Origin of the sequence: Mesorhizobium jarvisii, assembly GCF_003601985.1 — a bacterium.
Lineage (GTDB): Bacteria > Pseudomonadota > Alphaproteobacteria > Rhizobiales > Rhizobiaceae > Mesorhizobium > Mesorhizobium jarvisii.
Map to the genome: position 1 here is coordinate 277,804 of NZ_QZXA01000009.1, position 25,101 is coordinate 302,904.

General features: G+C 62.2%; 33 protein-coding genes. 19 read left to right on the forward strand and 14 right to left on the reverse strand.

Going from position 1 to position 25,101, the window contains the following annotated elements:
* Positions 1-54: 54 nt before the first annotated feature.
* A complete protein-coding gene (locus tag D3242_RS23705) occupies positions 55-1,161 on the reverse strand; it encodes an alpha/beta hydrolase (protein WP_019857868.1) in 1,107 nt (368 codons plus the stop codon).
* 68 nt (positions 1,162-1,229) lie between these two features.
* Complete coding sequence (locus tag D3242_RS23710) at positions 1,230-2,633, reverse strand: M24 family metallopeptidase (protein WP_064983526.1); 1,404 nt, start codon at positions 2,631-2,633, stop codon at positions 1,230-1,232.
* A gap of 185 nt (positions 2,634-2,818) precedes the next feature.
* Here D3242_RS23710 and ilvA point away from each other — a divergent pair, with 185 nt between their 5' ends.
* Together ilvA and D3242_RS23720 are read left to right on the forward strand one after the other, a co-directional pair.
* Positions 2,819-4,075, forward strand: coding sequence for a threonine ammonia-lyase IlvA (ilvA, locus tag D3242_RS23715; protein ID WP_064982823.1), 1,257 nt, complete (start codon positions 2,819-2,821; stop codon positions 4,073-4,075).
* Positions 4,072-4,629: a DUF1697 domain-containing protein gene (locus tag D3242_RS23720; RefSeq protein WP_064982825.1), complete on the forward strand. Its 558-nt coding sequence runs from the start codon at positions 4,072-4,074 to the stop codon at positions 4,627-4,629. Before ilvA ends, D3242_RS23720 begins: the two co-directional genes overlap by 4 nt.
* Before the next feature lie 49 nt (positions 4,630-4,678).
* Here the strand turns inward: D3242_RS23720 and D3242_RS23725 are convergent, their stop codons facing one another.
* Entirely contained in the window at positions 4,679-4,975 is a 297-nt protein-coding gene (locus D3242_RS23725; protein ID WP_064982826.1) for a DUF2218 domain-containing protein, read from the reverse strand.
* A 132-nt stretch (positions 4,976-5,107) separates the two neighbouring features.
* Positions 5,108-5,548 carry a lactoylglutathione lyase gene (gene gloA / locus D3242_RS23730; RefSeq protein ID WP_010909179.1) on the reverse strand — a complete coding sequence of 147 codons (441 nt, stop codon included), beginning with the start codon at positions 5,546-5,548 and terminating at the stop codon, positions 5,108-5,110.
* A 216-nt stretch (positions 5,549-5,764) separates the two neighbouring features.
* On the opposite strand from gloA, the gene D3242_RS23735 reads away from it, so the two are divergent.
* Genes D3242_RS23735 through D3242_RS23745 form a run of 3 tightly spaced genes read left to right on the forward strand, consistent with a single transcriptional unit; the run spans position 5,765 to position 7,733 of the window.
* Positions 5,765-6,361: a cold-shock protein gene (locus tag D3242_RS23735; RefSeq protein WP_032920553.1), complete on the forward strand. Its 597-nt coding sequence runs from the start codon at positions 5,765-5,767 to the stop codon at positions 6,359-6,361.
* Between the two features lie 24 nt (positions 6,362-6,385).
* Positions 6,386-6,946, forward strand: a complete 561-nt coding sequence (locus D3242_RS23740) for a DUF192 domain-containing protein (protein ID WP_038646547.1) — start codon at positions 6,386-6,388, stop codon at positions 6,944-6,946.
* Between the two features lie 19 nt (positions 6,947-6,965).
* Complete coding sequence (locus D3242_RS23745; protein ID WP_038652582.1) at positions 6,966-7,733, forward strand: alpha/beta fold hydrolase; 768 nt, start codon at positions 6,966-6,968, stop codon at positions 7,731-7,733.
* Between the two features lie 185 nt (positions 7,734-7,918).
* Here D3242_RS23745 and D3242_RS23750 read toward each other — a convergent pair whose 3' ends face one another.
* Positions 7,919-8,521: an HD domain-containing protein gene (locus tag D3242_RS23750; RefSeq protein WP_081296053.1), complete on the reverse strand. Its 603-nt coding sequence runs from the start codon at positions 8,519-8,521 to the stop codon at positions 7,919-7,921.
* Between the two features lie 120 nt (positions 8,522-8,641).
* On the opposite strand from D3242_RS23750, the gene D3242_RS23755 reads away from it, so the two are divergent.
* From D3242_RS23755 to D3242_RS23765, 3 genes are all read left to right on the forward strand, one after another.
* Positions 8,642-9,286, forward strand: a complete 645-nt coding sequence (locus D3242_RS23755) for a VOC family protein (protein ID WP_064983528.1) — start codon at positions 8,642-8,644, stop codon at positions 9,284-9,286.
* 259 nt (positions 9,287-9,545) lie between these two features.
* On the forward strand, positions 9,546-10,394 hold the full coding sequence (gene cysE, locus D3242_RS23760) for a serine O-acetyltransferase (RefSeq protein ID WP_038652588.1): 849 nt from the start codon (positions 9,546-9,548) through the stop codon (positions 10,392-10,394).
* Between the two features lie 153 nt (positions 10,395-10,547).
* Positions 10,548-10,751, forward strand: coding sequence for a DUF3126 family protein (locus D3242_RS23765; RefSeq protein ID WP_019857879.1), 204 nt, complete (start codon positions 10,548-10,550; stop codon positions 10,749-10,751).
* 48 nt (positions 10,752-10,799) lie between these two features.
* Here the strand turns inward: D3242_RS23765 and D3242_RS23770 are convergent, their stop codons facing one another.
* Positions 10,800-11,531: a hypothetical protein gene (locus tag D3242_RS23770; protein ID WP_064983530.1), complete on the reverse strand. Its 732-nt coding sequence runs from the start codon at positions 11,529-11,531 to the stop codon at positions 10,800-10,802.
* A gap of 117 nt (positions 11,532-11,648) precedes the next feature.
* Between D3242_RS23770 and D3242_RS23775 the strand changes: the two genes are divergently transcribed.
* The gene (locus tag D3242_RS23775) at positions 11,649-11,984 is read left to right on the forward strand and encodes a DUF6949 family protein (protein ID WP_064982830.1); all 336 of its coding nucleotides are present in this window, start codon (positions 11,649-11,651) and stop codon (positions 11,982-11,984) included.
* A 19-nt stretch (positions 11,985-12,003) separates the two neighbouring features.
* Positions 12,004-12,531, forward strand: a complete 528-nt coding sequence (locus D3242_RS23780) for a gamma carbonic anhydrase family protein (protein WP_019857884.1) — start codon at positions 12,004-12,006, stop codon at positions 12,529-12,531.
* Positions 12,532-12,583: 52 nt separating this feature from the next.
* Here D3242_RS23780 and D3242_RS23785 read toward each other — a convergent pair whose 3' ends face one another.
* The 4 genes from D3242_RS23785 to D3242_RS23800 form a co-directional block, all read right to left on the reverse strand.
* A complete protein-coding gene (locus tag D3242_RS23785) occupies positions 12,584-13,141 on the reverse strand; it encodes an ankyrin repeat domain-containing protein (RefSeq protein ID WP_064982831.1) in 558 nt (185 codons plus the stop codon).
* Positions 13,142-13,357: 216 nt separating this feature from the next.
* Positions 13,358-13,966, reverse strand: coding sequence for a transglutaminase-like cysteine peptidase (locus tag D3242_RS23790; protein ID WP_019857886.1), 609 nt, complete (start codon positions 13,964-13,966; stop codon positions 13,358-13,360).
* A gap of 294 nt (positions 13,967-14,260) precedes the next feature.
* On the reverse strand, positions 14,261-14,878 hold the full coding sequence (locus tag D3242_RS23795; RefSeq protein ID WP_010909193.1) for a PilZ domain-containing protein: 618 nt from the start codon (positions 14,876-14,878) through the stop codon (positions 14,261-14,263).
* A 119-nt stretch (positions 14,879-14,997) separates the two neighbouring features.
* Positions 14,998-15,630: a PAS domain-containing protein gene (locus D3242_RS23800; protein ID WP_064982833.1), complete on the reverse strand. Its 633-nt coding sequence runs from the start codon at positions 15,628-15,630 to the stop codon at positions 14,998-15,000.
* Positions 15,631-16,019: 389 nt separating this feature from the next.
* Between D3242_RS23800 and D3242_RS23805 the strand changes: the two genes are divergently transcribed.
* Together D3242_RS23805 and D3242_RS23810 are read left to right on the forward strand one after the other, a co-directional pair.
* Positions 16,020-16,778: a rhomboid family intramembrane serine protease gene (locus tag D3242_RS23805; protein ID WP_064982834.1), complete on the forward strand. Its 759-nt coding sequence runs from the start codon at positions 16,020-16,022 to the stop codon at positions 16,776-16,778.
* A gap of 88 nt (positions 16,779-16,866) precedes the next feature.
* Positions 16,867-17,298: a CBS domain-containing protein gene (locus tag D3242_RS23810; RefSeq protein ID WP_010909196.1), complete on the forward strand. Its 432-nt coding sequence runs from the start codon at positions 16,867-16,869 to the stop codon at positions 17,296-17,298.
* Between the two features lie 48 nt (positions 17,299-17,346).
* Here D3242_RS23810 and D3242_RS23815 read toward each other — a convergent pair whose 3' ends face one another.
* A complete protein-coding gene (locus D3242_RS23815; protein WP_013895772.1) occupies positions 17,347-17,604 on the reverse strand; it encodes a YjhX family toxin in 258 nt (85 codons plus the stop codon).
* A 283-nt stretch (positions 17,605-17,887) separates the two neighbouring features.
* Here D3242_RS23815 and gatB point away from each other — a divergent pair, with 283 nt between their 5' ends.
* The 4 genes from gatB (at position 17,888) to D3242_RS23835 (ending at position 21,248) form a co-directional block, all read left to right on the forward strand.
* The gene (gatB, locus tag D3242_RS23820) at positions 17,888-19,387 is read left to right on the forward strand and encodes an Asp-tRNA(Asn)/Glu-tRNA(Gln) amidotransferase subunit GatB (protein WP_064982836.1); all 1,500 of its coding nucleotides are present in this window, start codon (positions 17,888-17,890) and stop codon (positions 19,385-19,387) included.
* Between the two features lie 4 nt (positions 19,388-19,391).
* Entirely contained in the window at positions 19,392-19,883 is a 492-nt protein-coding gene (locus tag D3242_RS23825) for a GNAT family N-acetyltransferase (protein WP_064982838.1), read from the forward strand.
* A 157-nt stretch (positions 19,884-20,040) separates the two neighbouring features.
* Positions 20,041-20,739: an AIM24 family protein gene (locus tag D3242_RS23830; RefSeq protein WP_019857892.1), complete on the forward strand. Its 699-nt coding sequence runs from the start codon at positions 20,041-20,043 to the stop codon at positions 20,737-20,739.
* A 164-nt stretch (positions 20,740-20,903) separates the two neighbouring features.
* The gene (locus D3242_RS23835) at positions 20,904-21,248 is read left to right on the forward strand and encodes a hypothetical protein (protein ID WP_019857893.1); all 345 of its coding nucleotides are present in this window, start codon (positions 20,904-20,906) and stop codon (positions 21,246-21,248) included.
* 89 nt (positions 21,249-21,337) lie between these two features.
* Here the strand turns inward: D3242_RS23835 and panC are convergent, their stop codons facing one another.
* Positions 21,338-22,189, reverse strand: a complete 852-nt coding sequence (gene panC, locus D3242_RS23840) for a pantoate--beta-alanine ligase (RefSeq protein ID WP_064982839.1) — start codon at positions 22,187-22,189, stop codon at positions 21,338-21,340.
* A complete protein-coding gene (gene panB, locus D3242_RS23845; RefSeq protein WP_019857895.1) occupies positions 22,186-23,046 on the reverse strand; it encodes a 3-methyl-2-oxobutanoate hydroxymethyltransferase in 861 nt (286 codons plus the stop codon). The genes panC and panB overlap by 4 nt, the downstream gene beginning before the upstream one ends.
* Positions 23,047-23,276: 230 nt before the next feature.
* Here panB and D3242_RS23850 point away from each other — a divergent pair, with 230 nt between their 5' ends.
* The 3 genes from D3242_RS23850 (at position 23,277) to D3242_RS23860 (ending at position 24,893) form a co-directional block, all read left to right on the forward strand.
* Positions 23,277-23,675, forward strand: coding sequence for an NADH:ubiquinone oxidoreductase subunit NDUFA12 (locus D3242_RS23850; RefSeq protein ID WP_010909204.1), 399 nt, complete (start codon positions 23,277-23,279; stop codon positions 23,673-23,675).
* A 159-nt stretch (positions 23,676-23,834) separates the two neighbouring features.
* Positions 23,835-24,431 carry a DUF2155 domain-containing protein gene (locus D3242_RS23855; protein WP_019857896.1) on the forward strand — a complete coding sequence of 199 codons (597 nt, stop codon included), beginning with the start codon at positions 23,835-23,837 and terminating at the stop codon, positions 24,429-24,431.
* A 75-nt stretch (positions 24,432-24,506) separates the two neighbouring features.
* Entirely contained in the window at positions 24,507-24,893 is a 387-nt protein-coding gene (locus tag D3242_RS23860) for a hypothetical protein (RefSeq protein WP_027046792.1), read from the forward strand.
* 24 nt (positions 24,894-24,917) lie between these two features.
* Here D3242_RS23860 and D3242_RS23865 read toward each other — a convergent pair whose 3' ends face one another.
* Positions 24,918-25,100: an RNA polymerase sigma factor region1.1 domain-containing protein gene (locus D3242_RS23865; protein ID WP_019857899.1), complete on the reverse strand. Its 183-nt coding sequence runs from the start codon at positions 25,098-25,100 to the stop codon at positions 24,918-24,920.
* Position 25,101 lies beyond the last annotated feature (1 nt).

Genomic DNA, 25,101 nt, shown 5'->3' on the forward strand with positions numbered 1-25,101 from the left:
GGCCTGACACCTCGTGAATGGTGAACAGGCACCGCGAAATTCGCGGCGCTGCATTTACTGCCCGAGCAGGCTGATGCGGTCGGTCACGTCCCTGTCGCTGGCAAAGCCGTCATCTTCGCGCAGTCGCTGGCCGATCATCTTCACCAAGGCCGGATTGTCGGCGAATTTCGTATGATTGAAGCTGTCGCTGCCCTTGACCTTGGAGAGATCGACCACCGTCACGCCGTAGGAGGCAAGATCGGCGGCATCCTTGTAATCGCCAACGCGTGGCCGTGAACCGGCGATCAGGCCGGAAAGCCTCAGCGCGCGGTCGTCGTCGGACAACAACAGGATGAACGGCTTGTCGGGCTTGCCATAGCGGCGCATCTGGCTCTTGAACACGTCGACATCGATGTCCGGCGACGCGAGCACCACGTCGCCGAGCTTGCCGCCAAGGTCACGGTCGCCGCTGATGGCCATCTGGCGCAGGGTTTCCATGGTCACCCAGGTTCCCATCGAATGTGCGACAATGTCGATCCGACGCGCGCCGGACTGCTCCAGCATGCGCAAAGTCACTTCGAGCTGGTCGCGGGCGGCGCTGGCACTTTCCTTGTCATAGACATAGTCGGTGGTCTTGGCGCCCGATGCCCAGGAAAACAGCACCGGCGTGCCGGGATAGCCGGAATCGTGGACGATCTGGGTGAGACGGTAGACCGCATCGTCGAAGCCGGTGTTGTAGCCGTGCACGAAGACCATGACGCGGCCGCCGCGCGCCGCGATATCGGCGTTGAGCGCGCTGGAGAATTTCGGCTGCGTGTCGTAGCCGACAACCTCGGAAGCCATGAAATATTTGGCCGGATCATCCGACTTGCCGCGGGAGCGCCGTTCGATCTGACCGGTCGTGTGGATGCCCGGAACGGTGACGTTGACGCGCGCATAATTCAGCGTCGCCGAGCGCTCGCCGTCGAAAACCTTGTTGGGATCGTCAGACTTCTTGCGTGTCGTGGCGATGAAGATCGAGTGGTTGCCGGCGATTTCCGTCACCGGCGCGGCGACGATGGCGCTGCCAAGCAATTCCTGCGTTTGCGGGCCGGCGCAGCCGGCGACGAGCAAGGCGAGACAAACAGTAACTATCTTCTTCAAAGGCACGTCTGAAATTTCCACTCCGGCCAAAAGGCCCATCTACCCCCGCTGCACCTCCCGGACAGGGAGAGTGCGGCAGAACTAAGTCGTGTCCAGTCGAAATGTGGTCAGCGGCTGGTTACAGCCATCGCACTGTTGCGCGAAAGCCAAAATGGCGGAAGGAATGCCGGAATGTTTGAGAAGGGCAGCACCTCCGGCCTGAGGCGGACGCCAAGCACATCCGCCATGAAGGCGCGGCGCGCTTCAATACGGCTCCAGGTTTCGGGATAGCGCGCTGCGATCTCCTCGCGCAGTGCCTCGTCGGCGAGTGCGATGCCATCCTCGATATTGGTGGTGAAATAGTCGCTGCCGGTTGCCGGGATGATGTCGACCTGCAACGCCATGCCGGATCGCAACTTGATGTCTGAGCCGGAAAACACTGGCGAATGCATCCACTCGTCGATATGGACGAGATGGCCGGGATTGAGGGATACGCCAAAGAACGGGTCGCCGATGCGATCATGCACCGCTTTCCACAGAGCGCCACCGGTCGTGCCGATACCGATCGCCTCGTACCAGTCGACAACCGCGGCGAAATAGGGCGCGACGAGCTTTTCGACGTAGTCGCGGATGGCGGGTGGCAACTCTGACGCATCCTCGGCCAAAAAACCGGCGCGGGCGTTGAGCGCGCCCTGGATGCCATAGGCCATGGTGATCGGATCACCACGCCGGATGATGTCGAGGCGGGGGCTGGGCAAGCCATAGGCGGCGCGCTTTCCCGCCGACAACATGGGATGGCAACCATGCGGCAGGCCGTTCATGCCCATCAGCCGCGCCGCCTGCAGTTCGGTCATGCCAGGCTCGATGGCTTGCAGGACATTGCGCAGCCCTTGCGAGGTGAAGGTCGCGGCAAATTCAAAGCTGGCCAACTGATCGGCCTCGTTGAGGGCGCGCAGACCGTCGGTCGGGTTCATCAGCAGATTGGCGGCATTCACAACTGCGCCCTTGTTGCCGACAAGCGTGCGCAGCGTATCGGCAACGAAGGACGGCAGGTCGAGCGTCGTCTCATCGAAACCGGCATCGCCGGCACCAAAAGGCTTCCAGCCGATGGCGCCGATCCTGTGGCCGGGCTTCAGGCCGCAGCCGGCAAGGATGTCAGGCAGCGCATCCGAGCGGTCGCGCGGCTGCGCCGGCAGCGAGAAGGTCTGGTAGAGCACGCGCTCGTAGGGCCCATCGCAGATTTCGGCATAGCCCCAGCCCTCATTGCCAACGAGAAGCCTTGGCTGGCTGCCGGGAACGATGACCAGCAATGTTTCCTCGAAACGCGGATCGTAGCCTGAGAGATAGGCAACATTGGCTGCGTGTTCGCGGTCGCCATAGATCGCGAAGGCATCGAAACCGGACTTGGCGCCGCGCGCAATCAGCGCTTCGACGCGCGCTCCATAGGTGTTTCGTGCAACCAACGGCATCACCGTCGGTTCGCCGAATTCGGGCAGCGACATGGATTTCAGACCAACCGATGCGACAGGCATGAACAAACGCCCCCAAGTGCTTGCAAGGATTCTGCGAATGCCCTTTGCGCATTGGCATGAAGGGCCGGACAATGGCGTTGCGGGGCCGAATATGCAATAGGCAGGATCGGCCGCGACAGACAGAAGCTGTGCGGCCGGATCGATGGCAGGTCTGTACGAAACATGCGGCACAAGGTGGCTTTCCAATGAGCAGTTTTTCCTCCCGCGTCGCCGTCGCGGCCGCCGCGATCCGCCAGATCTTTCCGGAAACGCCGCTGCAGGAAAACGACTACCTGTCGAAGAAGACCGGCGCGCGGGTGCTGCTGAAGCGCGAGGATCTGAGCCCGGTGCGCTCCTACAAGATCCGTGGCGCCTTCAACTTCTTCCGCAAGGCGCTTGCCGCCGGTAACCAGGCCGAACTGTTCGTCTGCGCGTCGGCCGGCAACCATGCCCAGGGGTTTGCCTTCGTCTGCCGCCATTTCGGCAAAAAGGGCGTGGTGTTCATGCCGGTGACGACGCCGCAGCAAAAGATCGACAAAACCAGGCTGTTTGGCGGCGATTTCGTCGAGATCAGGCTGGTCGGCGACTTTTTCGACGACTGCTATCGCGCCGCCTTCGAATTCACCGAAAGCTCAGGCGCCCACATGGTGCCGCCTTTCGACCACAAGGACATTATCGAGGGCCAGGCAACGGTCGCCTATGAGATCGCGGACCAGATGCCTGGCGCGCGCATGCCCGACATCATCATGCTGCCGGTCGGCGGTGGCGGGCTCGCCGCCGGCGTGACGCATTATTTCGCCGACCAGGGCCGGGAGGCCCGTTTCGTCTTTTGCGAGCCGGCCGGCGCACCGAGCCTGCATGACAGCCTCGAGGCGGGAAAACGGCTGAAGCTCGCCAAGGTCGACAACTTCGTCGACGGCGCGGCGGTGGCCGAGATCGGCCGTGAACCCTTGCGGTATCTCAAGGAATTCGCGGCCGACACGGTGCGGCTGGTCCCGGAAAACCGGCTCTGCGCGACCATGATCGAGATGCTCAATGTCGAAGGCGTCGTGCTTGAGCCCGCCGGCGCATTGGCCATCGACGCGTTGAAGGATTTTTCCAGGAAGGAGATCCGCGGCAAGACCATTGTCGCCGTGGTTTCGGGCGGCAATTTCGATTTCGAGCGGCTGCCGGATGTCAAGGAACGGGCCCTGCGCTTCGAAGGCCTGAAGAAATACTTCATCATCCGCTTCCCGCAGCGGCCGGGCGCGCTGCGCGACTTCCTCGAAATGCTGGGACCGGACGACGACATCGCCCGCTTCGAGTATCTGAAGAAGTCGGCGCGCAATTTCGGCTCGGTGCTGATCGGCATCGAAACCAAGGACCGCCGCAATTTCGACCTGCTGAAGGCAAATTTCGAGGCGGAGGGCGTCCAGTATCAGGACATCACCGACAACGAGACATTGGCAGGCTTCATCATATGAGCGCGAAGGTCTTCATCGCCCTGTTTTCCGGCATCAATGTCGGCGGCAACCGCATCGTCAAGATGGCGGAGCTGCGCTCGTTCTTCGAGGATCTCGGCTTTTCCGGCGTCGCCACCTATGTGCAGAGCGGCAACGTCGTGTTCCGAGCCGGCAAAGGCGACGCCGCCGCGCTGACCAGACAGATTGAAGCGGCCTTCGAGAAGAAATGGGGTTTTCATTCCCGCATCATGGTGCGCGATGTCTCCTGGTTGGAACGGCTGGTGAGCGAAAATCCCTATCCGGAAGCGGCCGCCGACCACACCAAGCTCCACGCTTATGCGCTGGAGCGTGAGCCGACCGCCGAAGAGGTGGCGCGGCTGGCTGAAAAATGCACGGGCCCCGAGCGCTTCGAAGTCAAGGGAGACGTACTTTACCTCAGCGCGCCGGACGGGCTCGGCAAGTCAGTCTTCGCCAACCTCATTCCGCGCGCTCTGAAGGTGCCGGGCACCGCGCGCAACTGGCGCTCGGTGCTGGCGCTGCAGGAGATGGCAGGGCAGACCGGCGGGAAAGCATGACCCCGAAAAGTGCGTGCCGGTTTTCGGAAACGGTCATGCTCGAACAAACCTACGCTGCCGTCGCCGGCTTCCAGTCGAAGTTCAGTTCTTCGCGGAAGGCAAAGCGCTTGATGTGGTCGGCCACGACACTCTCCAGGCGCTCGAGCGATCCCGCTTCGTTGGTTGATACCACAATGTGCAGCGCTGCCGCGTCCGCATCCATGACGGTGCGGCCGAGCGACGTCAGGTCGATGGTGCCGTGGGTCGGGTTGAACTCAACGGGGAATTTGTGTGCCCAGTGCTTGCACAACTGCTGCAGGTAGCGGCTGGCGTGCTCAGTGGCGACGTCGGCATGGCTGGATGGCATGAATGACTTCTCCTGGTCTGGGCGCTGGCCTGCCGGCCAGGCGTGATGACCGGTCAGATAGGTGGCGTGGTGCGAAACGGCAAAGGCGGCCGGCTTTTACCCCGGCCGCCTCGCTGAAAGATGGCGTGATTGCTACCAGCTTCCGGTGTTGGCCATCGAAGCCCAAGGTTCAGCCTTGGCTTTCGCGGGGCCCTTCTGCAGAAGCTCGATGGAGATGCCGTCCGGCGACCTGATGAAGGCCATGTTGCCATCGCGCGGCGGCCGGTTGATGGTGACGCCGTTGTCCATCAGATGCTGGCAGGTGGCGTAGATGTCATCGACCTCGTAGGCGAGGTGGCCGAAATTGCGCCCGCCCTTGTAGTCTTCCGGATCCCAGTTGTAGGTGAGTTCGATCAGCGGCGCCTTGTCGTTGATGCCGCTCTGCTCGTCTTCGGAGGCGGCGAGGAAGATCAGCGTGAAGCGGCCCTGCTCGTTTTCGTAGCGGCGGACCTCCTTCAGCCCGAGCTTGTTGCAGTAGAAATCGAGCGAGGCATCGACATCGGCGACGCGGACCATGGTGTGCAGATAGCGCATGAGTTTTCCTCGATCTGTTGGGGTGCGGCGCAACATAGGGTCGCCCCGGTGAAAGGGCAATCTCCTGCGCTTGGCGATGCCGGCAAAGAACAAATCCGGTATTCCCGCAATGAACCGTGAAAAAAGGCAGGGAAGGTCTTGCACACACCGGAAGCCGCGGTGTTAATCTGGTGTCAAGAATCAGTTGCGGTGTTCTTGAAAAAAGGGGGCATTCTTATGGGGGAAAAGGCCTCTTTGACGGGGCGGGCCGGAACCCTTGGCGACGCCTTGAAGCGCGACGAAGGCGGCGACGCCGCCGACCTGACCGAAATTGCCGGCGCCATCAAGTGGTTCGATGTGGCCAAGGGTTACGGGTTCATCCTACCCGATGACGGTGTCTCGGGCGATATCCTCCTCCATGTGACATGTCTTCGGCGGGACGGTTTCCAGACTGCCTTGGAAGGCGCGCGCGTGGTTTGCCTTGTCAAGCAGGGCGATCGCGGTCTGCAGGCCTTTCGTGTGCTTTCCATGGATGTCACCACCGCCGTCCATCCCGCGGAAATGCAGGAACAGCGCACCCATGTGGCGGTGACGCCGGAGAGCGGGCTCGAACGCGCTTTGGTCAAATGGTTCAACCGCACCAAGGGCTTTGGCTTCCTGACGCGCGGCGAAGGCACCGAGGACATTTTCGTCCACATGGAGACCTTGCGCCGCTATGGCATCACCGAGCTTCGGCCGGGCCAGGTCGTGCTCGTCCGTTTCGGCCGCGGTGACAAAGGCCTTATGGCCGCCGAAATTCACCCCGATATGGGCACCTTGCCGGTTTCGCACTAGGACGATTTCGGCCGAGGATCTTGGATGACTCGCAGGAACTGGCTGACGGCGGGCGTGTTTTGCGCCATTGCGGCCGTGATCGTGGCCGCAGGTGCTTTCTTCTATTCGGAACGGCCGACCTCGGCAGACGGCCGGGCGATGATCCTTCCGGTCGACCCGACGCCGCTGGTCGTGGTGACGAAAGATGGGAATCGCTCTTTTTCCATCGAGATCGCCGACACCGATTTGGAGCGCGAGGCCGGCCTGATGTTTCGCCAGGACATGGCGGACGATCACGGCATGCTGTTCGTCTTCGAAATACAGCAGCAGGTCAGTTTCTGGATGCAAAACACGCCAATGCCGCTTGACCTGATCTTTGTCGGCCAGGATGGCAAGATCCGCGCCGTCAAGCATGGCGAACCGCAATCCCAGGCCATCATTTCACCTGGCGTGCCTGTGCGCTTCGTGCTCGAGCTCAAGGCCGGCACCGCCGCCAAATACGGCATCGGGTATGGCGACCTGTTGCGCCACCCGGCAGTCGGCACCGTATCCGGACCCGGCATGCCACCGCCGGACAATGGCGATGCACCCAACGGCGGCGGCTGAACGCGAGGTGGGGCAGCCGATGCAGTTCTTCTCTCATGACGGGTTCGATCTTGCCTTCCTCGACCGCCAGCCGGCATCGGGGCAGGGCGATCCCGTGCTCATGATCCACGGCTTCGCCTCGAGCCACTACGTCAACTGGGTGTCGCCCGGCTGGTTCAAGACGCTCAACGATGCCGGGTATCGCGCCATCGCCTTCGACAATCGCGGCCATGGCTCGTCATCGAAGAGCTATGACGAGGCCGACTATACGCCAGCGAAAATGGCCTCGGATGCCGCCGCCTTGCTCGACCATCTCGGCATCGAACGGGCCCATGTCATGGGCTATTCGATGGGTGCTCGCATCGCGGCGTTTCTGGCTCTGTCCGATCCGCACAAGGTGGCGACGCTGGTCTTTGGCGGCCTCGGCATCGGCATGATCGACGGCGTCGGCGATTGGGATCCGATTGCCGCGGCCCTGCTTGCCGACGATCCGGCGGCGACCAGCCATCCGCGCGGCCGCTCTTTCCGCGCCTTCGCCGACCAGACCCGCAGCGATCGCCGGGCGCTTGCCGCCTGCATCGCCACATCGCGGGAGCTGCTGAGCGAGGATGATATTGCCCGCATCGCCCAGCCGACGCTGGTCGCGGTCGGCACCACGGACGACATTGGCGGCTCGCCGGACGAACTCGCCGCCCTGATGCCGAACGCCAGAGCTTTCCACATCGGGGGCAGGGATCATATGCTGGCGGTCGGGGACAAGACCTTCAAGCAACGCGTTCTGGAGTTTTATGCCGAATATCCGCTTTGAGCGGTCCGCCGGGGAGCAACAGCGGTACAATGGGGAAGAAGCACGGCCGCCATGCCCGGCGCGTCGCTCGAGCGACAATCGCGTCCTTGGAGTGCTGGGGATCGTTCTCAACGGGCCGTCGGTGGCGGCGGCTGGCCATCCTCGCGGCAATGGCGTCGACCATAGGCGCCTTTACCTGATCCCCGCTAGCCTGTAGCGAGGGCCGCCAGCGACCGCGCCATGTTCAGCCTGGCCTGCGGCTCGAAGCGCCGGCGAAATTCCTCGGTGAGGAAAATGCGCGGGCGGGCAAGGAAATCCTTCAGCACGGCACCCCGCCCGGCACGCCACATCGGCTCTTCCACCCAGTCATATTCGCGGCGCACCGCGCGTTCATAGGCGTCGAATGCATCCGGCGCGGCGCCCAGGATCGACAGGTCCATGTCGAGGAAGAGGCTGGTGTCGCGCGTGGCCTTCGCATCGTCGAACTGGGGCAATTGGTGCGCAGCCGTGGCCAGGATCATCGCGCCGATGCGGTCCAGGCGCTCCGCGTCGGTGCGGCCCGCGAGCTTTTGCGCGGCAAGCGCGGCACTTCTGGCCTCATTGTCCTTGGCCTTGCTGTCATAGATGGCGTCGTGGAACCAGATCGCCGCTTCGACGGCCTGGGGATCACCGAGCAGCGCTCGATAATCGCCGGCCAGCGCCAGCATCGCCTCGATATGGGCAAGGTTGTGATAGTGACGGCTTTCGGCGCGGTAGAGCGCCGCGAGTTCCTGTTTCAGCGGTTTGTCGACCAGGGGCTGGTCTTCCATGTTCGTCATCCGTCCAGTTAATCGATCTCAGCCTCTTCGAGCCAGTCACTCCGAACCTTGCATAGGCCGGAGCTCTGGGGAATGCTGCCATTCCCGGAATACTCGACCCAGGAGGCCGACATGACCAATACGCCAGGCAGCGAGAACCCCAGACCGGGGACGATCGACATGAAGCTGGAGGCCGTCATCATCGCCGTTGCGGATGCCGATCGGTCCAAGCGCTTCTACAGCGGCCTGGGTTGGCGGCTCGATGCGGACTTCGTCGTCGGCGATGCGTTTCGCGTCGTGCAGTTTACGCCTCCCGGGTCGCCGTGCTCGATCCATTTCGGCAAAGGGCTGACATCGGCCGCGCCGGGCTCGGCGAAGGGACTTTATCTCGTGGTGTCCGATATCGAGGCGGCGCATGCCGAACTCGTGGCACGCGGCATCGAGGCGAGCGAGGTGTTCCACCGCACGGGGCCTGGGCAGCCGGCGATCAGTGGCCGGCATCCGGAGGGGCGCAGCTATTCATCCTATGTCACGTTTGCCGATCCGGACGGCAACAGCTTCATACTGCAGGAAATCACCCAGCGACTGCCTGGACGCGTGGATGCCAGCGACACGATATTCACGTCGTCGGGCGAGCTTGCCGCGGCGCTGCGCCGTGCGGCGGCGGCACATGGCGAACACGAGAAACGGACCGGCGGACAGTATGATGTGAACTGGCCCGACTGGTATGCCGAATACATGGTGGCCGAACAGGCTGGCACCTCGCTGCCGACTTGAAATGAGATCCATCGCAGCGCGGCGTCATTGGCGCCGCGCCGGCCTTGAGCCCGCCATCAGATCGTTCCGGCAGTGGGCGCGGCAGGCCGCCTCCAGCAGCACGGCGATCAAGGGTTCGTTTTCCATGGCCGCTTGAATTCCTGCGAACCAAATCCATTTGACACAGCACTAAGGAAAATTGAGTTCAATCGTGCTATGATCTGGCCTATATGTGCGGCCGGACAACAGGCAAGCCAGCAGGACGCAGGACGAGACGTCGATGAACAGCATCAGCATTTCCCGCCATAGCGCGTTACAGCCGGTCGATCCGATCTGGCGTTCGATCCGCGACGAAGCGATGGACGCCGTCAATCGCGACCCCCTGCTCGCTGCCTTCCTCTATTCGACGATCCTCAACCAGGAGAGCCTGGAAGAGGCCGTCATCCACCGCATCGCCGAGCGGCTTGCCCATCAGGATATCGGCTCCGATCTCATCCGCCAGACCTTCAAGACCATGCTGGCTGACGACAAGGAATGGCCGACCACCGTGCGTGTCGACATCCAGGCCTATTACGACCGCGACCCCGCTTGCGACCGTTTCATCATGCCTGTGCTCTATTTCAAGGGCTTCCACGCCATTCAGACCCATAGGCTGGCGCATTGGCTGTGGAGCCAGGGTCGCAAGGATTTCGCGCTCTATCTGCAGAGCCGCTCGTCCTCGGTCTTCCAGACCGACATCAACCCGGCCGCGCGCATCGGCAAGGGTATCTTCATCGATCACGCCACCGGCCTCGTCGTCGGCGAAACCGCGGTCATCGAGGACGATGTGTCGATCCTGCACGGCGTGACGCTGGGCGGCACCGGCAAGGCCGGCGGCGACCGCCATCCCAAGATCCGCCGTGGCGTGCTGATCGGTGCCGGCGCCAAGATTCTCGGCAATATCGAGATCGGCCATTGCTCCAAGGTCGCCGCCGGATCGGTGGTGCTGTCGCCCGTTCCGCACAACAAGACGGTTGCCGGCGTGCCGGCCCGCGTGGTCGGCGAGACCGGCTGCGACCAGCCTTCGCGCCAGATGGACCAGCTCCTGCCGTCGCAATCGATGGACCAGGTGATCAGCTTCGACATCTGATTTCCGCGCCGGCGCGCCGTCCGGCGCGATTGCGATTTTGTCCGGCGGCGCTGCCGCTTCCGGTGCAATACGGCCGGCTTGCCTTTACATCGCCATTGTCGACGTGCCAGAAGCGCCCTTCAAACCAGCAAGCCCGATGATCGGAGAAGACTGTTGAAGCCGGACGAAATCAGAAAGCTGGACGCCTATTTCAAGCGCGTCTTCCAGAACCCCAAGCTTGAGGTCAAGGCACGGCCGCGCAAGGAAGATTCCGCCGAAGTCTATGTCGGTGACGAGTTCCTCGGCATCGTCTTCAAGGACGAGGACGACGGCGACTACAATTTCTCGATGGCGATCCTCGACATCGATCTGGGTTGAGCCCGCATCAAATGGCAGGCCGCGTCTGGCGCGGCCTGCCATTGTCCCTCAATGTCCGCTCTTCAGCATTTGCCCGGCCTCAGCCGTCATCGCCGCGTCGAGTGCCTGCCAGTCGCCAAGGAATTCCTTGGGAAAGCGGTAGGTAAGGCTGAGATCGTCGCCGACATGCACGTCCCGTTCGCACGGCGCCAGTGATTGACCGGCACTCGGCCCGCTCAGGCAGCGGGCCACGAAAGGGTCCTTTCCCCCGCGCTTGCCGACCACCAGCACCTCATTCAGATAGCCTGATTTCTCGTTGAAACCGTAGACCGTCGTGCCGCCCGGTCCTGGAACGCCGGGCTGGACGATCAGCGCGCTGTAGATCGGCGCGAACCGGCCGCTCATGTCGCGCGACATCATCTGCTGTTCGAAGGACAGGAAGATGATCTTCCCATTGGCTTCCGAGTGGTTGAAATCGTCGCGGGCCGCCTCGCTGTAACCGTCCATCTGGGGATAGCGCAGATAAAGGTCGAGACGCGAAGCGATGCCGTCGCGCCGGGCCTGGTCGAAACGGATGAAATTGGCCGGCACGGAAATCACATTGTTGCCGATCACCACCCGGCGCACCGTCGGGTCGTCGGTATATCCGGCCATGGCGATGCTATGGCCGAACCATTTGCCGCCAAGGCTTATCGCGACCGACAGCAAGGCAAGTGCGGCGAAGGCATAGAACACCCGCTTCATCAGCATGGAATCGACCACGGTGAGTTCAGGGCCGTCGGCGGTCGCTGCCTGCTTCATCTCCATCCTCATCCCAGCCGCCATTCCCAGTGTCCCTCGGCGGCACACATCGCGCGGCACGGCTCTTGCAGCCTTCCTGAAACGACTGTGCGATTTCATGGTAAATGGAAGGTTAAGATGGTTCAGATGGAACTCTTCCTGTTTGCTTTTGTCGTCGGGCTGACGGTGTGCGGGCTGACGGGCACGACGATGGAGCTGGTGTCGGGCCGAAAGGTCGCCTTCACTGAGCCCTATGTGTCGCCCGCCCATGTGCTGCGCTCGCTGGCGGCCACCGCTGGCGCCGGGCCGTTCATGCTGGTCAACGACGCCCTCGATGCCCGCCGCGAGAAGCGCATTTCGACGATGGCGCTCCTGTCATGCGGCTGCACGGCGATTGCCTGGTCCCTGGCGCTGGGCATCTTCGTGCTTGCCATTGCCTCATGGACGATCGGTCTCTTAGGGTCCGGCGTCTGAGACGATTCGGAGGCCGACAATGCCGCTTTATGCGATCGACGGAACGCAGCCCAGCTTCGCGGATGCTGACACAAACTGGATCGCGCCCGATGCGACGCTGATTGGCGACGTGCGCGTCGGCCGCAATGCCGGTTTCTGGTTCGGCGTCGTCATTCGCGGAGACAATGAGCCGATCACTATCGGCGCCGACACCAATGTGCAGGAACACACGGTCATGCACACCGATCCCAGCTTTCCGCTGACCATCGGCGAGGGCTGCACGATTGGCCACCGGGCCATGCTGCATGGCTGCACGATCGGCGACAACAGCCTGATCGGCATGGGCGCCATCGTGCTGAACGGCGCCAGGATCGGCAAGAATTCGCTCGTCGGCGCCGGCGCGCTGGTCACCGAAGGCAAGGAATTTCCGGACAATTCGTTGATCGTCGGCTCGCCGGCCAAGGCGATCAGGGTGCTGGACGACGCAGCCGTCGCCAGGCTGCGCGGCTCGGCCGCACACTACGTCGCCAATGGCAAGCGCTTCAAGGCAGGGCTGAAGAAGGTTTGAGGCCAGTTTCGGCCGATCCCGGTCGCCGACGGTTCTATCGTGGGCCGAGCCATTATCTATTAGAGCCGCGCCTTGCCATGGCATCACGCAGCAATGAAGCGCCGGCTTCAAAGCCGGCATTGTCGGCTTCCTCGATGGCTGTCGTATAGTCATCGATGCGGGTTGCGAGAGTAGGGTCGGCGCCAGCAGCCAAAAGCAGACGGATCGCTTCGGCGCTGCGGATAGCCACCGAATAGTGAAGAGGCGTCCAGTCGTTCACGCCCCGCATATTGGGATCGGCGCCGGCCTCGATCAACATCTGGATGATTTCCAGTCGGTCGGCCCGGTCGGTGGACAGCGCGGCAATGATTGCCGGAAACCCACCGTGATCCCCGTAATTCGGATCCGAGCCTGCATCCAGCAACGTCGAGATGAAGCCGACCGGGCTCCAATAGATCGCGTATTCCAAAGGATGTCCGAGGCCGAATTCGAACGGCATACGTTCGTCAAACCAGCGGGGCGAACCGCCCAGCGCTTTGCCAAGGCCATCGAAGTCACCGGCCTTGAAGGCATCGTCGATCGCCTTGAACAGACGATGACGCTCGCATCGATCTTCCGGGATTTCCAGCATCGCCGTGATCCAGAGGACGAAACCAACAGCCTATGATGCCTCGATCCGCTGTCCGTGCAAAGGAGGCGGTGGATAGTCGGATGCGCCTGCCCAACCCTGATTGGGTTTCGAGCATCGCCAGAAATGGCGGAGCCGGCCCGGGGACGGGGCCGGCTCCTTAGACCCGGTCGTTGGGGACGGGGAGGGTGGGGACTCGACCGGGTTTCTCGTCACGTCCTAGCGGACGCTGGCGACCGCGTCGGAGCGGCCGTCATTGATCGTCACCCAAACGCCGGAATTCTCCGTCGATTGACGCTTGAGATAGGTGTAGTCGGTGTCCGTCCAGGACAGCACCTTGGTTTCCAGATTGTCGAGGATGAACTCGCCGAGGCTGGTGCGCACGGTCAGCACGGCGTGGCCGTCGCCATTCGGCTGGCGCGCAACCGTCATCAAGAGATCGCCCGCCGGCACGCCCGCGTCCATCAGTTCGCGGCGCTTCTCCAGCGCATAATCCTCGCAATCGCCATAGCCATTGTCGGGATACGCCCAGTACTCCTCGACACCGTAGTTTTCCATGTCGGTGCGCGGCTTGATGCGGGTGTTGACCGTATTGTTGATGTTGACGATCGTCGCCCAGAGCTTGCGGGTCAGGTCGACAGGCGCGCCCTTGGGCGTCTTCTCGTTGCATTCGCCAGGGATGCGCTGGCAGAATTCATAGTGGCCGACAGGCTGTGTGGTACGGCCGCCAGTGTGCATATAGGCCGGTCCCGCGGCATATGCTGATCCCCAAGCGGAAAGCTGCATCGCCATTGCCATAAGCAACAGCTTGCCCCTCGTTTTTTTCATTTTCTAGTCTCCCCGTTCGAAGGAGACATTGCCACGACTGGATTTATTTGACGCAAAAGCGCGAAGCAGACTTTAAGTAAAACGCCAATAGAATAAACATAAAATTTGAATCATTTGAGTATTGAATTGTTTGGATTGCCCGGGCTGGCATCGGAGCGCATGCCCGGCGCCTCGAATGGCAGCCTGCCTGTTGGAAGACAATCCGGCCACTTGCAAAGGGACAAATCGCTGTCGCCCGGAAACAAAAAACCGGCCACGCAGGGCCGGTTTGCTTGCAGCGTCCGTTGGACCCGGTCAGGCGCGTGGCGTGTTGAATTCAGAATCGAGCGTCTCAGGGCGCTGGATGACGGCGAATTCGATGGCGACGCCATCCTCGAAATGACGAACGATCTGGCCGCGCATGGTGCCGAGCATGACTTGGACGCCTATCGCCGGCTTCACGTCGATCTCGATCGCGGCGCCCGACAGCGACAGGTCGATGATCCGGCACTGGTATTGGCGGCCATCGGTGAGCTGCAGCACGCTGGTCGGGTTGCGCGGCGCGACGCGCTCGTGGCGGCGGTCTTCCGGCAGGTCGAGTTCGTGTTTGTTGGCAAGCCAGGTCAGTTGCGCCGCCAGCTTGTCTTTCTTGCGGTCGGACGCGATCACCGTCATGGCGAAGCCGTCCTGCAGCGTGCGCGTAACGACGCCTTCGATGCGGCCGATATGGTCGATATAGGCGATCACCTTTTCACCGGGCATGCCGATGCGATCGGTGCGGAACGCGACATTACCGGGCGACATGTCGACAACCTGGCAAGGATGCTCGGTGCGGTCTTCCAGCATGAATCGCCCGTATATCTTGACCCGGACGCGCTGAAAGTTACGCCTTTCAGCTTGGGACGGCGCGTAGTCGACCGCCGCTGACCTCATGACTGCCTACACCCCGTTTGGCATTCCCGCGCGTCAATGCGAGGGACTTCATCACAGAAGTACAACAAAGCGGGTTAACAAAGGGGAAAAACGAGCCTGCGAGACCGTGCGATCATCAACTATTCCTCGCGCCCGCCGTCGAAGACGACGAGATGGCGGATGCGGCGCGCCCGGCCAAGCGCCGAGATCGTATCGGGCGCCTCGAGTTCGGCTGGAACAAGCGAGGGAACGTCGATCGCCGGCCGGTTGTTGAGCATCTCTTTCTCCGGATCGATGACACGAATCGAATCGATCATTGCGTCCGTGATTGGGTCGGCGCCCAGCCAGAACGGCTTCTCCGCGGCACTGATCACGCCAAGGCAGCGCGGGTTCTCGATGCCGCCGTCGAGCGGCAAGGCAAGCAATTCGAACTTGTTGGAGCGGCCATTGCGACTGAAGCCCTCGAAATTGATCAGCACCACCGATTTCTGGTCGAAAACCCCGTGAATCAGCCGTGAGACCAGACGCTGATCCTTCTCGCGCCACAGCGACGGGAAGGAGAACCCCTTGAGTTCGCGGCCATAACAGGCGCAGAGCCTGGTGCCGGCTAGGCGGAAGATGGGTTGGCCGCGCGTGTCTCTTTCCAGGATGAACGTGTCGGCCAAAAGCGACTTGATATCGGCCGGCTCGACTTCCGAACGCTTCGGAGCGGGGCGTCCGTCACGCAGGCGGTTCCAATAATGGAACAGCGTGATCGATCCGTTTTGGTTCATGGTATGCTGCTCCGCGCATTCTGTCGTCTGATGTCCCATCGGTGAACAGAAGGGCGCCCTCCGATGACCTACATGCGTTGCGGAGCAGGAAGCGTGCCAGCGTCGTTAACACTTGTTCACGGGTCGGGGGCGTTAAGGTTAACAACTGGTTTACGTTGCTCCCAAGCAGGCCCTGTGGCACATCAAAACCACTCCAGAAGCGGTCGTTTCGCGACGATCGGCAGCACTTCAGTCAAGAGTTTTAGGGGAGCAGGGGGCTCGACCGGCCGTTCAGGGGAAACCTTGGACGGCTTCTTTTTTGATTCGCACTGGGGCGATTCGCCGTTTGCGGTTCCAATGGCCGTGATCTAGATGCTCGCCAGATCGAACAGCACCGAGTGCGATTGCAGATGAGCGAACAGCAAAATCCAACCGAGGCCGAGCCGGCCGAAAGCCTGCCGCCGCCTGCGCGCGAACCGGTGTTCAACCTGCCGCCGATCGTGCTGGCGGTGATCGGCATTTGCGCGGCCGTCTTCCTGCTGCAGCAATATGTGCTGAACGACACGCAGCAGATGACGCTGCTCTACGATGGAGCCTTCATTCCCGTCCTCTATACCGGGCAATACGGCTTCGACTGGTTCCTGTTCACGCGTCCCTTCACCTATGCCTTCATGCATGGGGGCTTTGCCCATATCGCCATCAACATGGTCTGGCTCGCCGCGTTTGGTTCGCCGTTGGCCAATCGCCTCGGCGGGCTCCGGTTCGCTCTGTTCTTCGCCGTCACCGGGCTGGCTTCCGTCGCGCTGTTCTGGGCCATGCACCCCTATGGCGAGGCACCGCTGGTCGGCGCCTCCGGCGCCATATCGGGCATGATGGGTGCTGCGGCGCGTTTCGGTTTCCGCACCGACCGCTCTGCCGGCACGGCGGCCTTCGCCGGCCCTGTGCTGCCGATCGCGACTGTCTTGCGTTCGCGCGGTGTCGTGATTTTCCTTGCCGTGTGGATGATCATCAACCTCGCCACCGGCCTGCTCGGCTTTGCGCCTGGAGCAGATGGGCAGATCGCCTGGGAGGCGCATATTGGCGGCTTCGTCGCCGGCTTCTTCGGCTTGCGCTGGTTCGATCGGCGATGGCAGCCGCCGGAATGGGAGAGCACCGACCACCGCACTTGAAATGCAACCGATCACGGCGCACGATGTTCACTCTTACGTGAAAGCCGGTCTGGGCAGGGAACCGGCAGGCGAAGCAGAGGAGGACGCCATGACGGTTAAGGCAATTCTGGAAAAGAAGGGCCACGACGTGTTGACGCTCGGGCCGAACGAAAAGCTCAGCGAAGCCATCCGCATCCTGGCCGAACACAAGATCGGCGCGCTGGTCATCACCAATGGCGATCACAAGATTGTCGGCATCCTGTCGGAGCGCGACATCGTGCGGGTTGTCGCCAAGGAAGGTGCCGCCGCGCTCGATATCGCCGTGCGTTCGGCAATGACGCCGAAGGTGAAGATCTGCAACGAGAACCACACCGTCAACGAGGTGATGGAGATCATGACCAGGGGCCGTTTCCGCCATCTGCCGGTGGAAAAGGACGGCCTGCTCGATGGCATCGTCTCCATCGGCGACGTGGTCAAGCGCCGCATCGAGGATGTCGAGCGCGAGGCGGACGAGATCAGGGCCTACATCGCCACGGCCTGAGCGGTGAAAGGAACCGCCGGCCGGAAACCCGGCCGGCGGAACCGTAGCCTATCGATTGTCGAGTTCGGAGCGGACGAGTTCGAGGCCGCGCCTGGTGATGCGGTAAGGGCCACCACCCGACGACGAAACCGCCTTCTTGCGTTTCAGCTTTCGAAACAGGTCGAGATCGACGCCCGGATAGTGCCAGCCATCGCGGGTCAGGCATTTGACGGAGGCGATCCGTTTCTTCTGGTTCTTTTCGATTTCAATGCGTCCGCCCTGCGCAAGCAGGTGCAGGATGCGCTGTTCAGTGCGCGAAATATCCATGAGGAGAAATTCCCGGGAAAACGAAAAAAGCCGCCGCCGCAAAGCTTCGCGGCACGGGGTTTCAGGTCTTCTTGCCCTGCCTCGCTACGAGGTCAGGGCCTTACCGGGACTGAGCGTAAGTGGACATCCACTCTCCATTGGGATGGGCGTCCTATAGGCGAAAGCGGCTGAAAAGGCCAGCCTGCGGCTTTGCGCTTGTCTCTTTTGGCGGTTTGCACTAGCGAGAATGCACATCAAAATATGCATTTTTGCATATTCCGCAGTTTCCAATTTGCAGGCCCCCATGTCTCTGATCGATACCCGCACGCCCGACGCAAAACGCCTGATCCCCGGCGCCACCGGTGACTGGGAAATCATCATCGGTCTCGAAGTGCACGCGCAGGTCATCTCGGAAGCAAAATTGTTTTCCGGCGCTTCGACCGCTTTCGGTGCGGCCCCCAACGCCAATGTCAGCCTGGTCGATGCGGCAATGCCCGGCATGCTGCCTGTCATCAACGAGGAGTGCGTCAAACAGGCGATCCGTACCGGTCTCGGGCTGAAGGCGCAGATCAACCACAAGTCGGTTTTCGACCGGAAGAACTACTTTTATCCCGACCTGCCGCAGGGCTACCAGATCTCGCAGTTCAAGCAGCCGATCGTCGGCGAGGGCACGGTGATCGTGTCAGTCGGCCCCGACCGCCAGGGCGAATTCGAGGACATCGAGGTCGGCATCGAGCGGCTGCATCTGGAACAGGATGCCGGCAAGTCGATGCACGATCAGCATCCGACCATGTCCTATGTCGACCTCAACCGCTCCGGCGTGGCTCTGATGGAGATCGTCTCCAAGCCTGACCTGCGTTCGGGCGATGAGGCCAAGGCCTATGTCACCAAGCTGCGCACCATCATGCGCTATCTCGGCACCTGCGACGGCAATATGGATGAAGGCTCGCTGCGCGCCGACGTCAACGTCTCGGTACGCCGGCCCGGTGGCGAGTTCGGCACCCGCTGCGAGATCAAGAACATGAACTCGATCCGCTTCATCGGCCAGGCCATCGACTTCGAGGCGCGCCGCCAGATCGCCATTCTCGAGGACGGCGGCAAGATCGATCAGGAAACGCGCCTGTACGATGCCGTCAAGGGCGAGACGCGCTCGATGCGCTCGAAGGAAGAAGCGCACGATTACCGCTATTTCCCCGATCCCGATCTGCTGCCGCTGGAATTCGATCAGGCCTATGTCGATGCTTTGGCCAAAGGGCTGCCGGAACTGCCCGACGACAAGAAGGCGCGGCTCATCTCCGCGCTTGGCCTCTCGACCTACGACGCTTCGATCCTGGTGTCGGAAAAGTCGGTCGCCGATTATTTCGAGAAGGTGGCCGCCGGCCGTGACGGCAAGCTCGCCGCAAACTGGGTCATCAACGATCTCCTCGGCCAGTTGAACAAGGTGGGCAAGGACATTGAAAATGCGCCGGTTTCGCCCGATCAGCTCGGCGCGATCATCGACCTGATCAAGGACGGCACCATTTCGGGCAAGATCGCCAAGGACCTGTTCGAGATCGTCTGGAATGAAGGCGGCGACCCGCGCCAGCTGGTCGAAAGCCGTGGTATGAAACAGGTCACGGACACCGGCGCCATCGAGAAGGCGGTCGACGAGGTGATCGCGGCCAATCCCGACAAGGTGGAACAGGCGCGCGCCAAGCCGACCATGGCCGGCTGGTTCGTCGGCCAGGTGATGAAGGCGACGGGCGGCAAGGCCAACCCGCAGGCGGTCAACGACCTCGTCAAGGCCAAGCTCGGCATCGAGTAAGGCCATGTTCGTCCGCACCGCAGGCGAACGCGATCTCGCTGCCATCCGCGCACTGTTGGTTGAAACCTGGCACGCGACCTATGACGCGCTCTATGGCGCTGCCAGGGTCACCGAAATCACCGATGCGTGGCACTCGATCGCCTCGTTGAAGGCGCGGCTGACCAAGCCGAACAGCGAGTTCCTCGTCGCCGATGACGGCAAGCGTATTGGCGGCGTTGCCTTTGCCGAGGGCATTGGTGGCGGAGAAGAAGTTGTCCTGAAACAGCTCTACGTGCTTCCAGCCCTGCAGGGCAGGGGCATCGGCGGCATGTTGCTGGACGAGATCATCGAGAGTTTTCCGGAAGCCCGCGCCATCCGCCTGGAAGTGGAGGCGCAAAACGCCCGCGCCATCGCCTTCTACGAAGCCAATGGCTTCGTGCGATCCGGCGATGCCGGCGAGCACGCGGGTGCCTCCGGCGAGCCGACACTGGTCTACATCAGGCCTCTTGCCGGCTGATTCCTTCGAAGTCGACCTCTCTTGATCACCTTCGCGCGAGCGGCGCCGCATGCGCCCGTTTTCGTTTGACGGCCTGAGGGCTCCTCACCAAAGCTGTCGGTGCTGAACGCGCGGAAGCCGGAATGGACCGGCACGCCGGGTAGCGCTGGGGGAAACCATGCCAAGCTTGCCGGAACTGATGCCGACGCAGGTGTCGGACGAAACTTTTGGTGGCGTCACCTACCACATAGCGGGCGAACTGGTGCCCGTGCTTTCGGTCGATGTGACGCAAATGCCGGTCTATTTCGAGCATCACATCCTGTTGTGGAAGAACTCGACCATCACCATCGGCCTGAAATCGCTGAAAGGCGCCCTGAAGCGCATGATGGCCGGCATGCAGATCTTCGTCACCGAGGCGTCGGGAGCGGGCATCATCGCCTTCAGCCGTGATGGACCCGGCCACATCGTGCCAATCCATCTCAGGCGTGGCGAGGAGATCCAGGTGCGCGAACACCAGTTTCTCGCCGCCACCGGCAATGTCGACTACACATTCGAGCGTGTGCGCGGCCTGGCGACGATGCTGTTCGGCCAGAGCGGCTTCTTCATCGACCGCTTTCGCGGCGATGGCGGCGATGGCATCGTCTGGCTGCATGGCTACGGCAATGTCTTCGAAAAGACGCTTGCCGCCGGCGAGACCATCGACATCGAGCCGGGCGGCTGGCTGTTCAAGGATGCCTCCGTCAGGATGGAAACCAAGATCGACCGCCTTTCGAGCGGCTTCTTCGGCGCCAATATGAATTTCATCGTCAACCGCTTCACCGGTCCGGGTCGGGTCGGCATTCAGTCGATGTATCTGCATATGCCGACGGAGGAATAGGCTCGAGGAGGATATGGATCAGCGCTGGCGAACCGCCGCAGTCGTACCAGCCGGCGCGGCATAACCGACGGGACTCCGCATCGGCGGCGAAGTCCCTATCGGTCCATTCGGGCATGCGTCATTGTCGCATTTGCTGCGCCGGCTCACGACGGATATTCAGGGACATGACCAAACTGTCGCGCATTGTAGCCCTGGCGCTGCTCGCCATCATCGTTTTTGCAACCTTGTCGCCGATCCAGGTGCGACCGCACATAGCCGATGCGAATGTTGAGCGCGCCTTGGCTTATGTGTTGCTTGGCCTCGCCGTGGCACTCGGCTTCCCCAATCGCCTGTATCAAGCCGTGATCTTCGTGGTTGCGACCGCAGGCATACTGGAATTGCTTCAGATCATCGATCCCAGCCGTCACGCACGTCTCATCGATGCCCTTGTGAAGGCCTTTGCCGGAGTGGCTGGCATCGTGGCGGGACAACTGCTCGTCAGGACCGGCGGACGAAAGAGCGAGAGCTAGCGCAATTCCAGGAAAAGTGTGAGCGGTTTTCCGTCCGGAATTGCGTCAAAACAAAGAGTTAGCGCGGCGGCAAACCGCCGCATTGTCACCTAGACGGTGGGAACTTCCACATTGTCGATGAGCCGCGTCTTGCCAAGCCAGGCCGCGGCAAGCACACGCCCGGCGTGGTCGCGGCGCCAGGGCGCAAGCGTCAGGCTTTCGCGGGCCTCGACATAGTCGATCTTCTGGAAGCCGGCAGCGATAAGGGCTCGGCCGGCTTCTCCAGTTGCGTCGTCCTGGTGCGTGCCGGCCGCCAGTGCGGCTGCCGCCCTGCGCAGGATCGCGTTGAGCTGGCGAGCGACAGCGAGTTCAGCCTCGTCGAGATAGGCGTTGCGTGATGACATGGCCAGGCCATGCGCGTCGCGTATGGTCGGGGCGCCGATGATCTCGACGGGAAGGTCGAGGTCGCGGCAGAGCTGTCTGACGACGCAAAGCTGCTGGTAATCCTTCTCGCCAAAGACCGCACAGTCAGGCGTCGCCTGCAGAAAAAGCTTGGCCACCACGGTGGCGACGCCCTCGAAGAAGGTGGGGCGGAAGTCCGATTCGAGCCCGGCGGACGGGCCGCCGACCGAGATCCTGGTGGCGAAGCCGGCGGGATACATCGCGCCGACCGTCGGCGTGAAAGCGAGATCGGCCTTGACCGTCGCCAGCAGGTCGAGGTCGCGGGCGAGCTGGCGCGGGTACTTGTCGAGATCTTCGCTCGGCGCGAACTGCGCCGGGTTGACGAAGATCGACACCACGCAGCGCTCGGCTTTTTCCCTGGCGATCCTGATCAGGGAGAGATGACCCTCATGCAGCGCGCCCATGGTTGGCACCATGGCGACGCGCAGGCCGTCGCGCCGCCAGTCACTGACCTGCGCGCGAAGTGCAGCGACGCTGTCGACGACCTCGGGACGGCTCATGATTCGTCCCCGCCGTTTAAGCCCGAAGAGGCTTTTGAACCCGAAAAGACATGGCCAGGGCCGGGGAAAGTCCGGTCTCGCACCTCCGCTGCGTAGCGCTCGGCGGCGTTCGCGATCACGCCGCGCAGGTCGGCATATTCCTTGACGAATTTCGGCACGCGATCGACGGTCAGCCCGACCATGTCGTCGATGACCAGGATCTGGCCATCGCAGTCGCCGCTGGCGCCGATGCCGATGGTTGGAATGGCGATGCGGCGTGTGATGTCGGCGGCGACCGCCTCGATGGTGCCTTCGATGACCACGGAGAACGCGCCGGCCTTTTCGACGGCACGCGCGTCCGCCATAAGCGCCACGACAGTCTCGTCCGTGCGGCCCTTGATCTTGTAGCCGCCATCCTTCTCCACCGATTGCGGCAGCAGGCCGATATGACCCATGACCGGAATGCCGGCGGCGACGATTGCCGCAATCTGCCCGGCCATGTCGACGCCACCTTCAAGCTTCACCGCTTGGCAGCCGGTCTCGTCAACGATGCGCTGCGCGCAGGCCACGGCCTGTGCCGCCGAATCCTCGTAGCTGCCGGCCGGCATGTCGACGACCACGCAGGCCCTGGCCGAGCCGCGCATCACCGCTTGCCCATGCGCGACCATCATCTCCAGCGAGGCGCCGAGCGTCGTCTCGTGACCATGCAGGACCATGGCGACGCTGTCGCCGACCAGAAGCAGGTCGACATGCGGGTCGAGCAGGCGGGCGACTGGATAGGTGTAGGCGGTCAGGCAGACCAACGGGATGCCGCCCTTGCGGCGGCGAATCAGCTCGGTGCCGATGCGAATGTCGGTGGTCGGCAGTTTCGTGGCCAATCGTCACCTCCCTCGGCCCATGGCTGGATTGGATATCCGCATGGGCGCGCTGAGCTTTAGAAAGAGCCGAAAGGCTTGGCAAGCGCACATCCTGTCGCCTCTCGGGATCAAAGGCCTGTGTCGGTACCCCGGCGCGCCATTTGCGCGCTCCCCGTGGCAAAACCCTTGCCTTCCCGAAGGCCTGACGCCATAAGCAGGAAACAGGCGCCGCCAGCGCAAAGGGCTCTGAGATGAAGACTTTCCTGACGCAGTTTTTCACCTGGTGGAACAGCCAGACGCTGGGAACACGTCTGCACACCTGGCGGTACGGCAAGAGGGTCGGCCAGGACGAGGTCGGCAATGTCTATTACGAAGGTGGCATCGATTCGGAAGGTCGCACGCGCCGCTGGGTCATCTACCGGAACTATTCGGAAGCTTCGGCCATACCGCCCGGCTGGCATGGCTGGATCCACCACCGCGTCGATCTCGCTCCGGCCAGCGAGGACTACAAGCCGCGCGACTGGCAGAAGCCGCATCAGCCCAATCTGACCGGCACGCCGGCGGCCTACCGCCCGAAGGGCTCGGTGCTGACCAATCAGCATCGCCCGCAGGTTACCGGTGACTACGACGCTTGGACGCCCGGGTCGTAACGCCCCCGGCTTGTACGACGCCCCGACTTTGTCTCAGCACGAAGTGCAGGCCGGTCCTTTATCGCCACAATTGGTGTTTAGCTGCTTGCTGATCAGAAAACGGCGACTAGCCTTGGCGATCGACGGAATCACCCGGGCGCGAACCACCGGTACCCCTATATGAGCTTTTTCAATCGGATATCGACGGGCGGTCTGACGCTAGCCGCCGGCCTCGTCGTCAGCACCGCGGCCTTTGCGGCTTCGCCCGCACCGGCGACACCCGCCGCTCCCGCACCGGCCGCGCCCGCGGGATCGGATCGCATCACCAATCCGGTCGCCGAGTTCGCCGGCATCGACAAGATCACCGGCCGCATCATCACCTTCGACGTCTACATCGATGAGACCGTGCAGTTCGGCGCTTTGCAGGTGACGCCGCGCGTCTGCTATTCCCGGCCGCAGAACGAGGAGCCGAAGACCGATTCCTTCGTCGAGGTCGACGAGATCACGCTCGACCGCAAGATCCGCCGCATCTTCACCGGCTGGATGTTCGCCGAAAGCCCGGGCCTCAACGCTGTCGAGCATGCCGTCTATGACGTCTGGCTGAAGGAATGCAAACAGAAGTCCGATGTGCCGGCGCCAGATGCCACCAAGGCCGATACCACCAAGGCTGACGCTTCGAAGCCGGCCGCGACCGAACCAGCCGCCGCCAAGCCTGCGGCCAGCCCGGATGCGGAACAGTCCGATCCCGCCGAACCGGATACGTCAGGCACCAACTAATCCCTGGGAACCGTCGTGGCCACCATGCGTTGGACCACAGACGACCGCGCATCGATGCGCCCGGAGGATATTTCGATGTCGGACAGCAAGCGAATCACGGCCAGCAAACAAGAACTGCTGGAGCTTGAAAAAGGGTTCTGGACCGGCGATGCGGCCTATTACGCCGCCAATGCCGATACGGAATGCCTGGTGGCCTTTCCGCGAATGGCGAAGGCCATGGACAATGCCGACTTGGCCAAGACCGCGACCAAACCCAACCGCTGGCGCGATCTCGATATCGAGCTCAAGGGAATAATCGAGCCTGGCAGCGACATCGTCATGCTGACCTACGAGGCGCATGCGACACGCGAGAACGGCGAACCCTACGCCGCGCTGGTCAGCACCGGCTATGTCCATCGCGTCAACGGCTGGAAGATGATGTTCCATTCGCAGACGCCGCTGGAGACTGCAGCGAAGAGCTGATCCTCTGGTGGTCCGATGGATAGTTCACTCGGTGATGTGTATTCCATGCTCGGAGAGAGCAGCCATTATGTCTTCGATCTCGGCTGAACTGAATTCGCGCTTGGGAAGCAGTTGGTTGAGCTGACCCATTGTGACGTCTCTGCCATTTTCGATCAGCGCTTGAACAATTGGCCGCATATCCGCTCGAAGGTGGTTTTCGCTCGACATC

Coding starts and splice junctions, on each gene's coding strand:
- D3242_RS23705 (WP_019857868.1), bottom strand. CDS start 1,161: ATGGGCCTTTTGGCCGGAGTGGAAATTTCAGACGTGCCTTTGAAGAAG.
- D3242_RS23710 (WP_064983526.1), bottom strand. CDS start 2,633: ATGCCTGTCGCATCGGTTGGTCTGAAATCCATGTCGCTGCCCGAATTC.
- ilvA (WP_064982823.1), top strand. CDS start 2,819: ATGAGCAGTTTTTCCTCCCGCGTCGCCGTCGCGGCCGCCGCGATCCGC.
- D3242_RS23720 (WP_064982825.1), top strand. CDS start 4,072: ATGAGCGCGAAGGTCTTCATCGCCCTGTTTTCCGGCATCAATGTCGGC.
- D3242_RS23725 (WP_064982826.1), bottom strand. CDS start 4,975: ATGCCATCCAGCCATGCCGACGTCGCCACTGAGCACGCCAGCCGCTAC.
- gloA (WP_010909179.1), bottom strand. CDS start 5,548: ATGCGCTATCTGCACACCATGGTCCGCGTCGCCGATGTCGATGCCTCG.
- D3242_RS23735 (WP_032920553.1), top strand. CDS start 5,765: ATGGGGGAAAAGGCCTCTTTGACGGGGCGGGCCGGAACCCTTGGCGAC.
- D3242_RS23740 (WP_038646547.1), top strand. CDS start 6,386: ATGACTCGCAGGAACTGGCTGACGGCGGGCGTGTTTTGCGCCATTGCG.
- D3242_RS23745 (WP_038652582.1), top strand. CDS start 6,966: ATGCAGTTCTTCTCTCATGACGGGTTCGATCTTGCCTTCCTCGACCGC.
- D3242_RS23750 (WP_081296053.1), bottom strand. CDS start 8,521: ATGGAAGACCAGCCCCTGGTCGACAAACCGCTGAAACAGGAACTCGCG.
- D3242_RS23755 (WP_064983528.1), top strand. CDS start 8,642: ATGACCAATACGCCAGGCAGCGAGAACCCCAGACCGGGGACGATCGAC.
- cysE (WP_038652588.1), top strand. CDS start 9,546: ATGAACAGCATCAGCATTTCCCGCCATAGCGCGTTACAGCCGGTCGAT.
- D3242_RS23770 (WP_064983530.1), bottom strand. CDS start 11,531: ATGAAGCAGGCAGCGACCGCCGACGGCCCTGAACTCACCGTGGTCGAT.
- D3242_RS23775 (WP_064982830.1), top strand. CDS start 11,649: ATGGTTCAGATGGAACTCTTCCTGTTTGCTTTTGTCGTCGGGCTGACG.
- D3242_RS23780 (WP_019857884.1), top strand. CDS start 12,004: ATGCCGCTTTATGCGATCGACGGAACGCAGCCCAGCTTCGCGGATGCT.
- D3242_RS23785 (WP_064982831.1), bottom strand. CDS start 13,141: ATGCTGGAAATCCCGGAAGATCGATGCGAGCGTCATCGTCTGTTCAAG.
- D3242_RS23790 (WP_019857886.1), bottom strand. CDS start 13,966: ATGAAAAAAACGAGGGGCAAGCTGTTGCTTATGGCAATGGCGATGCAG.
- D3242_RS23795 (WP_010909193.1), bottom strand. CDS start 14,878: ATGAGGTCAGCGGCGGTCGACTACGCGCCGTCCCAAGCTGAAAGGCGT.
- D3242_RS23800 (WP_064982833.1), bottom strand. CDS start 15,630: ATGAACCAAAACGGATCGATCACGCTGTTCCATTATTGGAACCGCCTG.
- D3242_RS23805 (WP_064982834.1), top strand. CDS start 16,020: ATGAGCGAACAGCAAAATCCAACCGAGGCCGAGCCGGCCGAAAGCCTG.
- D3242_RS23810 (WP_010909196.1), top strand. CDS start 16,867: ATGACGGTTAAGGCAATTCTGGAAAAGAAGGGCCACGACGTGTTGACG.
- D3242_RS23815 (WP_013895772.1), bottom strand. CDS start 17,604: ATGGATATTTCGCGCACTGAACAGCGCATCCTGCACCTGCTTGCGCAG.
- gatB (WP_064982836.1), top strand. CDS start 17,888: ATGTCTCTGATCGATACCCGCACGCCCGACGCAAAACGCCTGATCCCC.
- D3242_RS23825 (WP_064982838.1), top strand. CDS start 19,392: ATGTTCGTCCGCACCGCAGGCGAACGCGATCTCGCTGCCATCCGCGCA.
- D3242_RS23830 (WP_019857892.1), top strand. CDS start 20,041: ATGCCAAGCTTGCCGGAACTGATGCCGACGCAGGTGTCGGACGAAACT.
- D3242_RS23835 (WP_019857893.1), top strand. CDS start 20,904: ATGACCAAACTGTCGCGCATTGTAGCCCTGGCGCTGCTCGCCATCATC.
- panC (WP_064982839.1), bottom strand. CDS start 22,189: ATGAGCCGTCCCGAGGTCGTCGACAGCGTCGCTGCACTTCGCGCGCAG.
- D3242_RS23850 (WP_010909204.1), top strand. CDS start 23,277: ATGAAGACTTTCCTGACGCAGTTTTTCACCTGGTGGAACAGCCAGACG.
- D3242_RS23855 (WP_019857896.1), top strand. CDS start 23,835: ATGAGCTTTTTCAATCGGATATCGACGGGCGGTCTGACGCTAGCCGCC.
- D3242_RS23860 (WP_027046792.1), top strand. CDS start 24,507: ATGTCGGACAGCAAGCGAATCACGGCCAGCAAACAAGAACTGCTGGAG.
- D3242_RS23865 (WP_019857899.1), bottom strand. CDS start 25,100: ATGTCGAGCGAAAACCACCTTCGAGCGGATATGCGGCCAATTGTTCAA.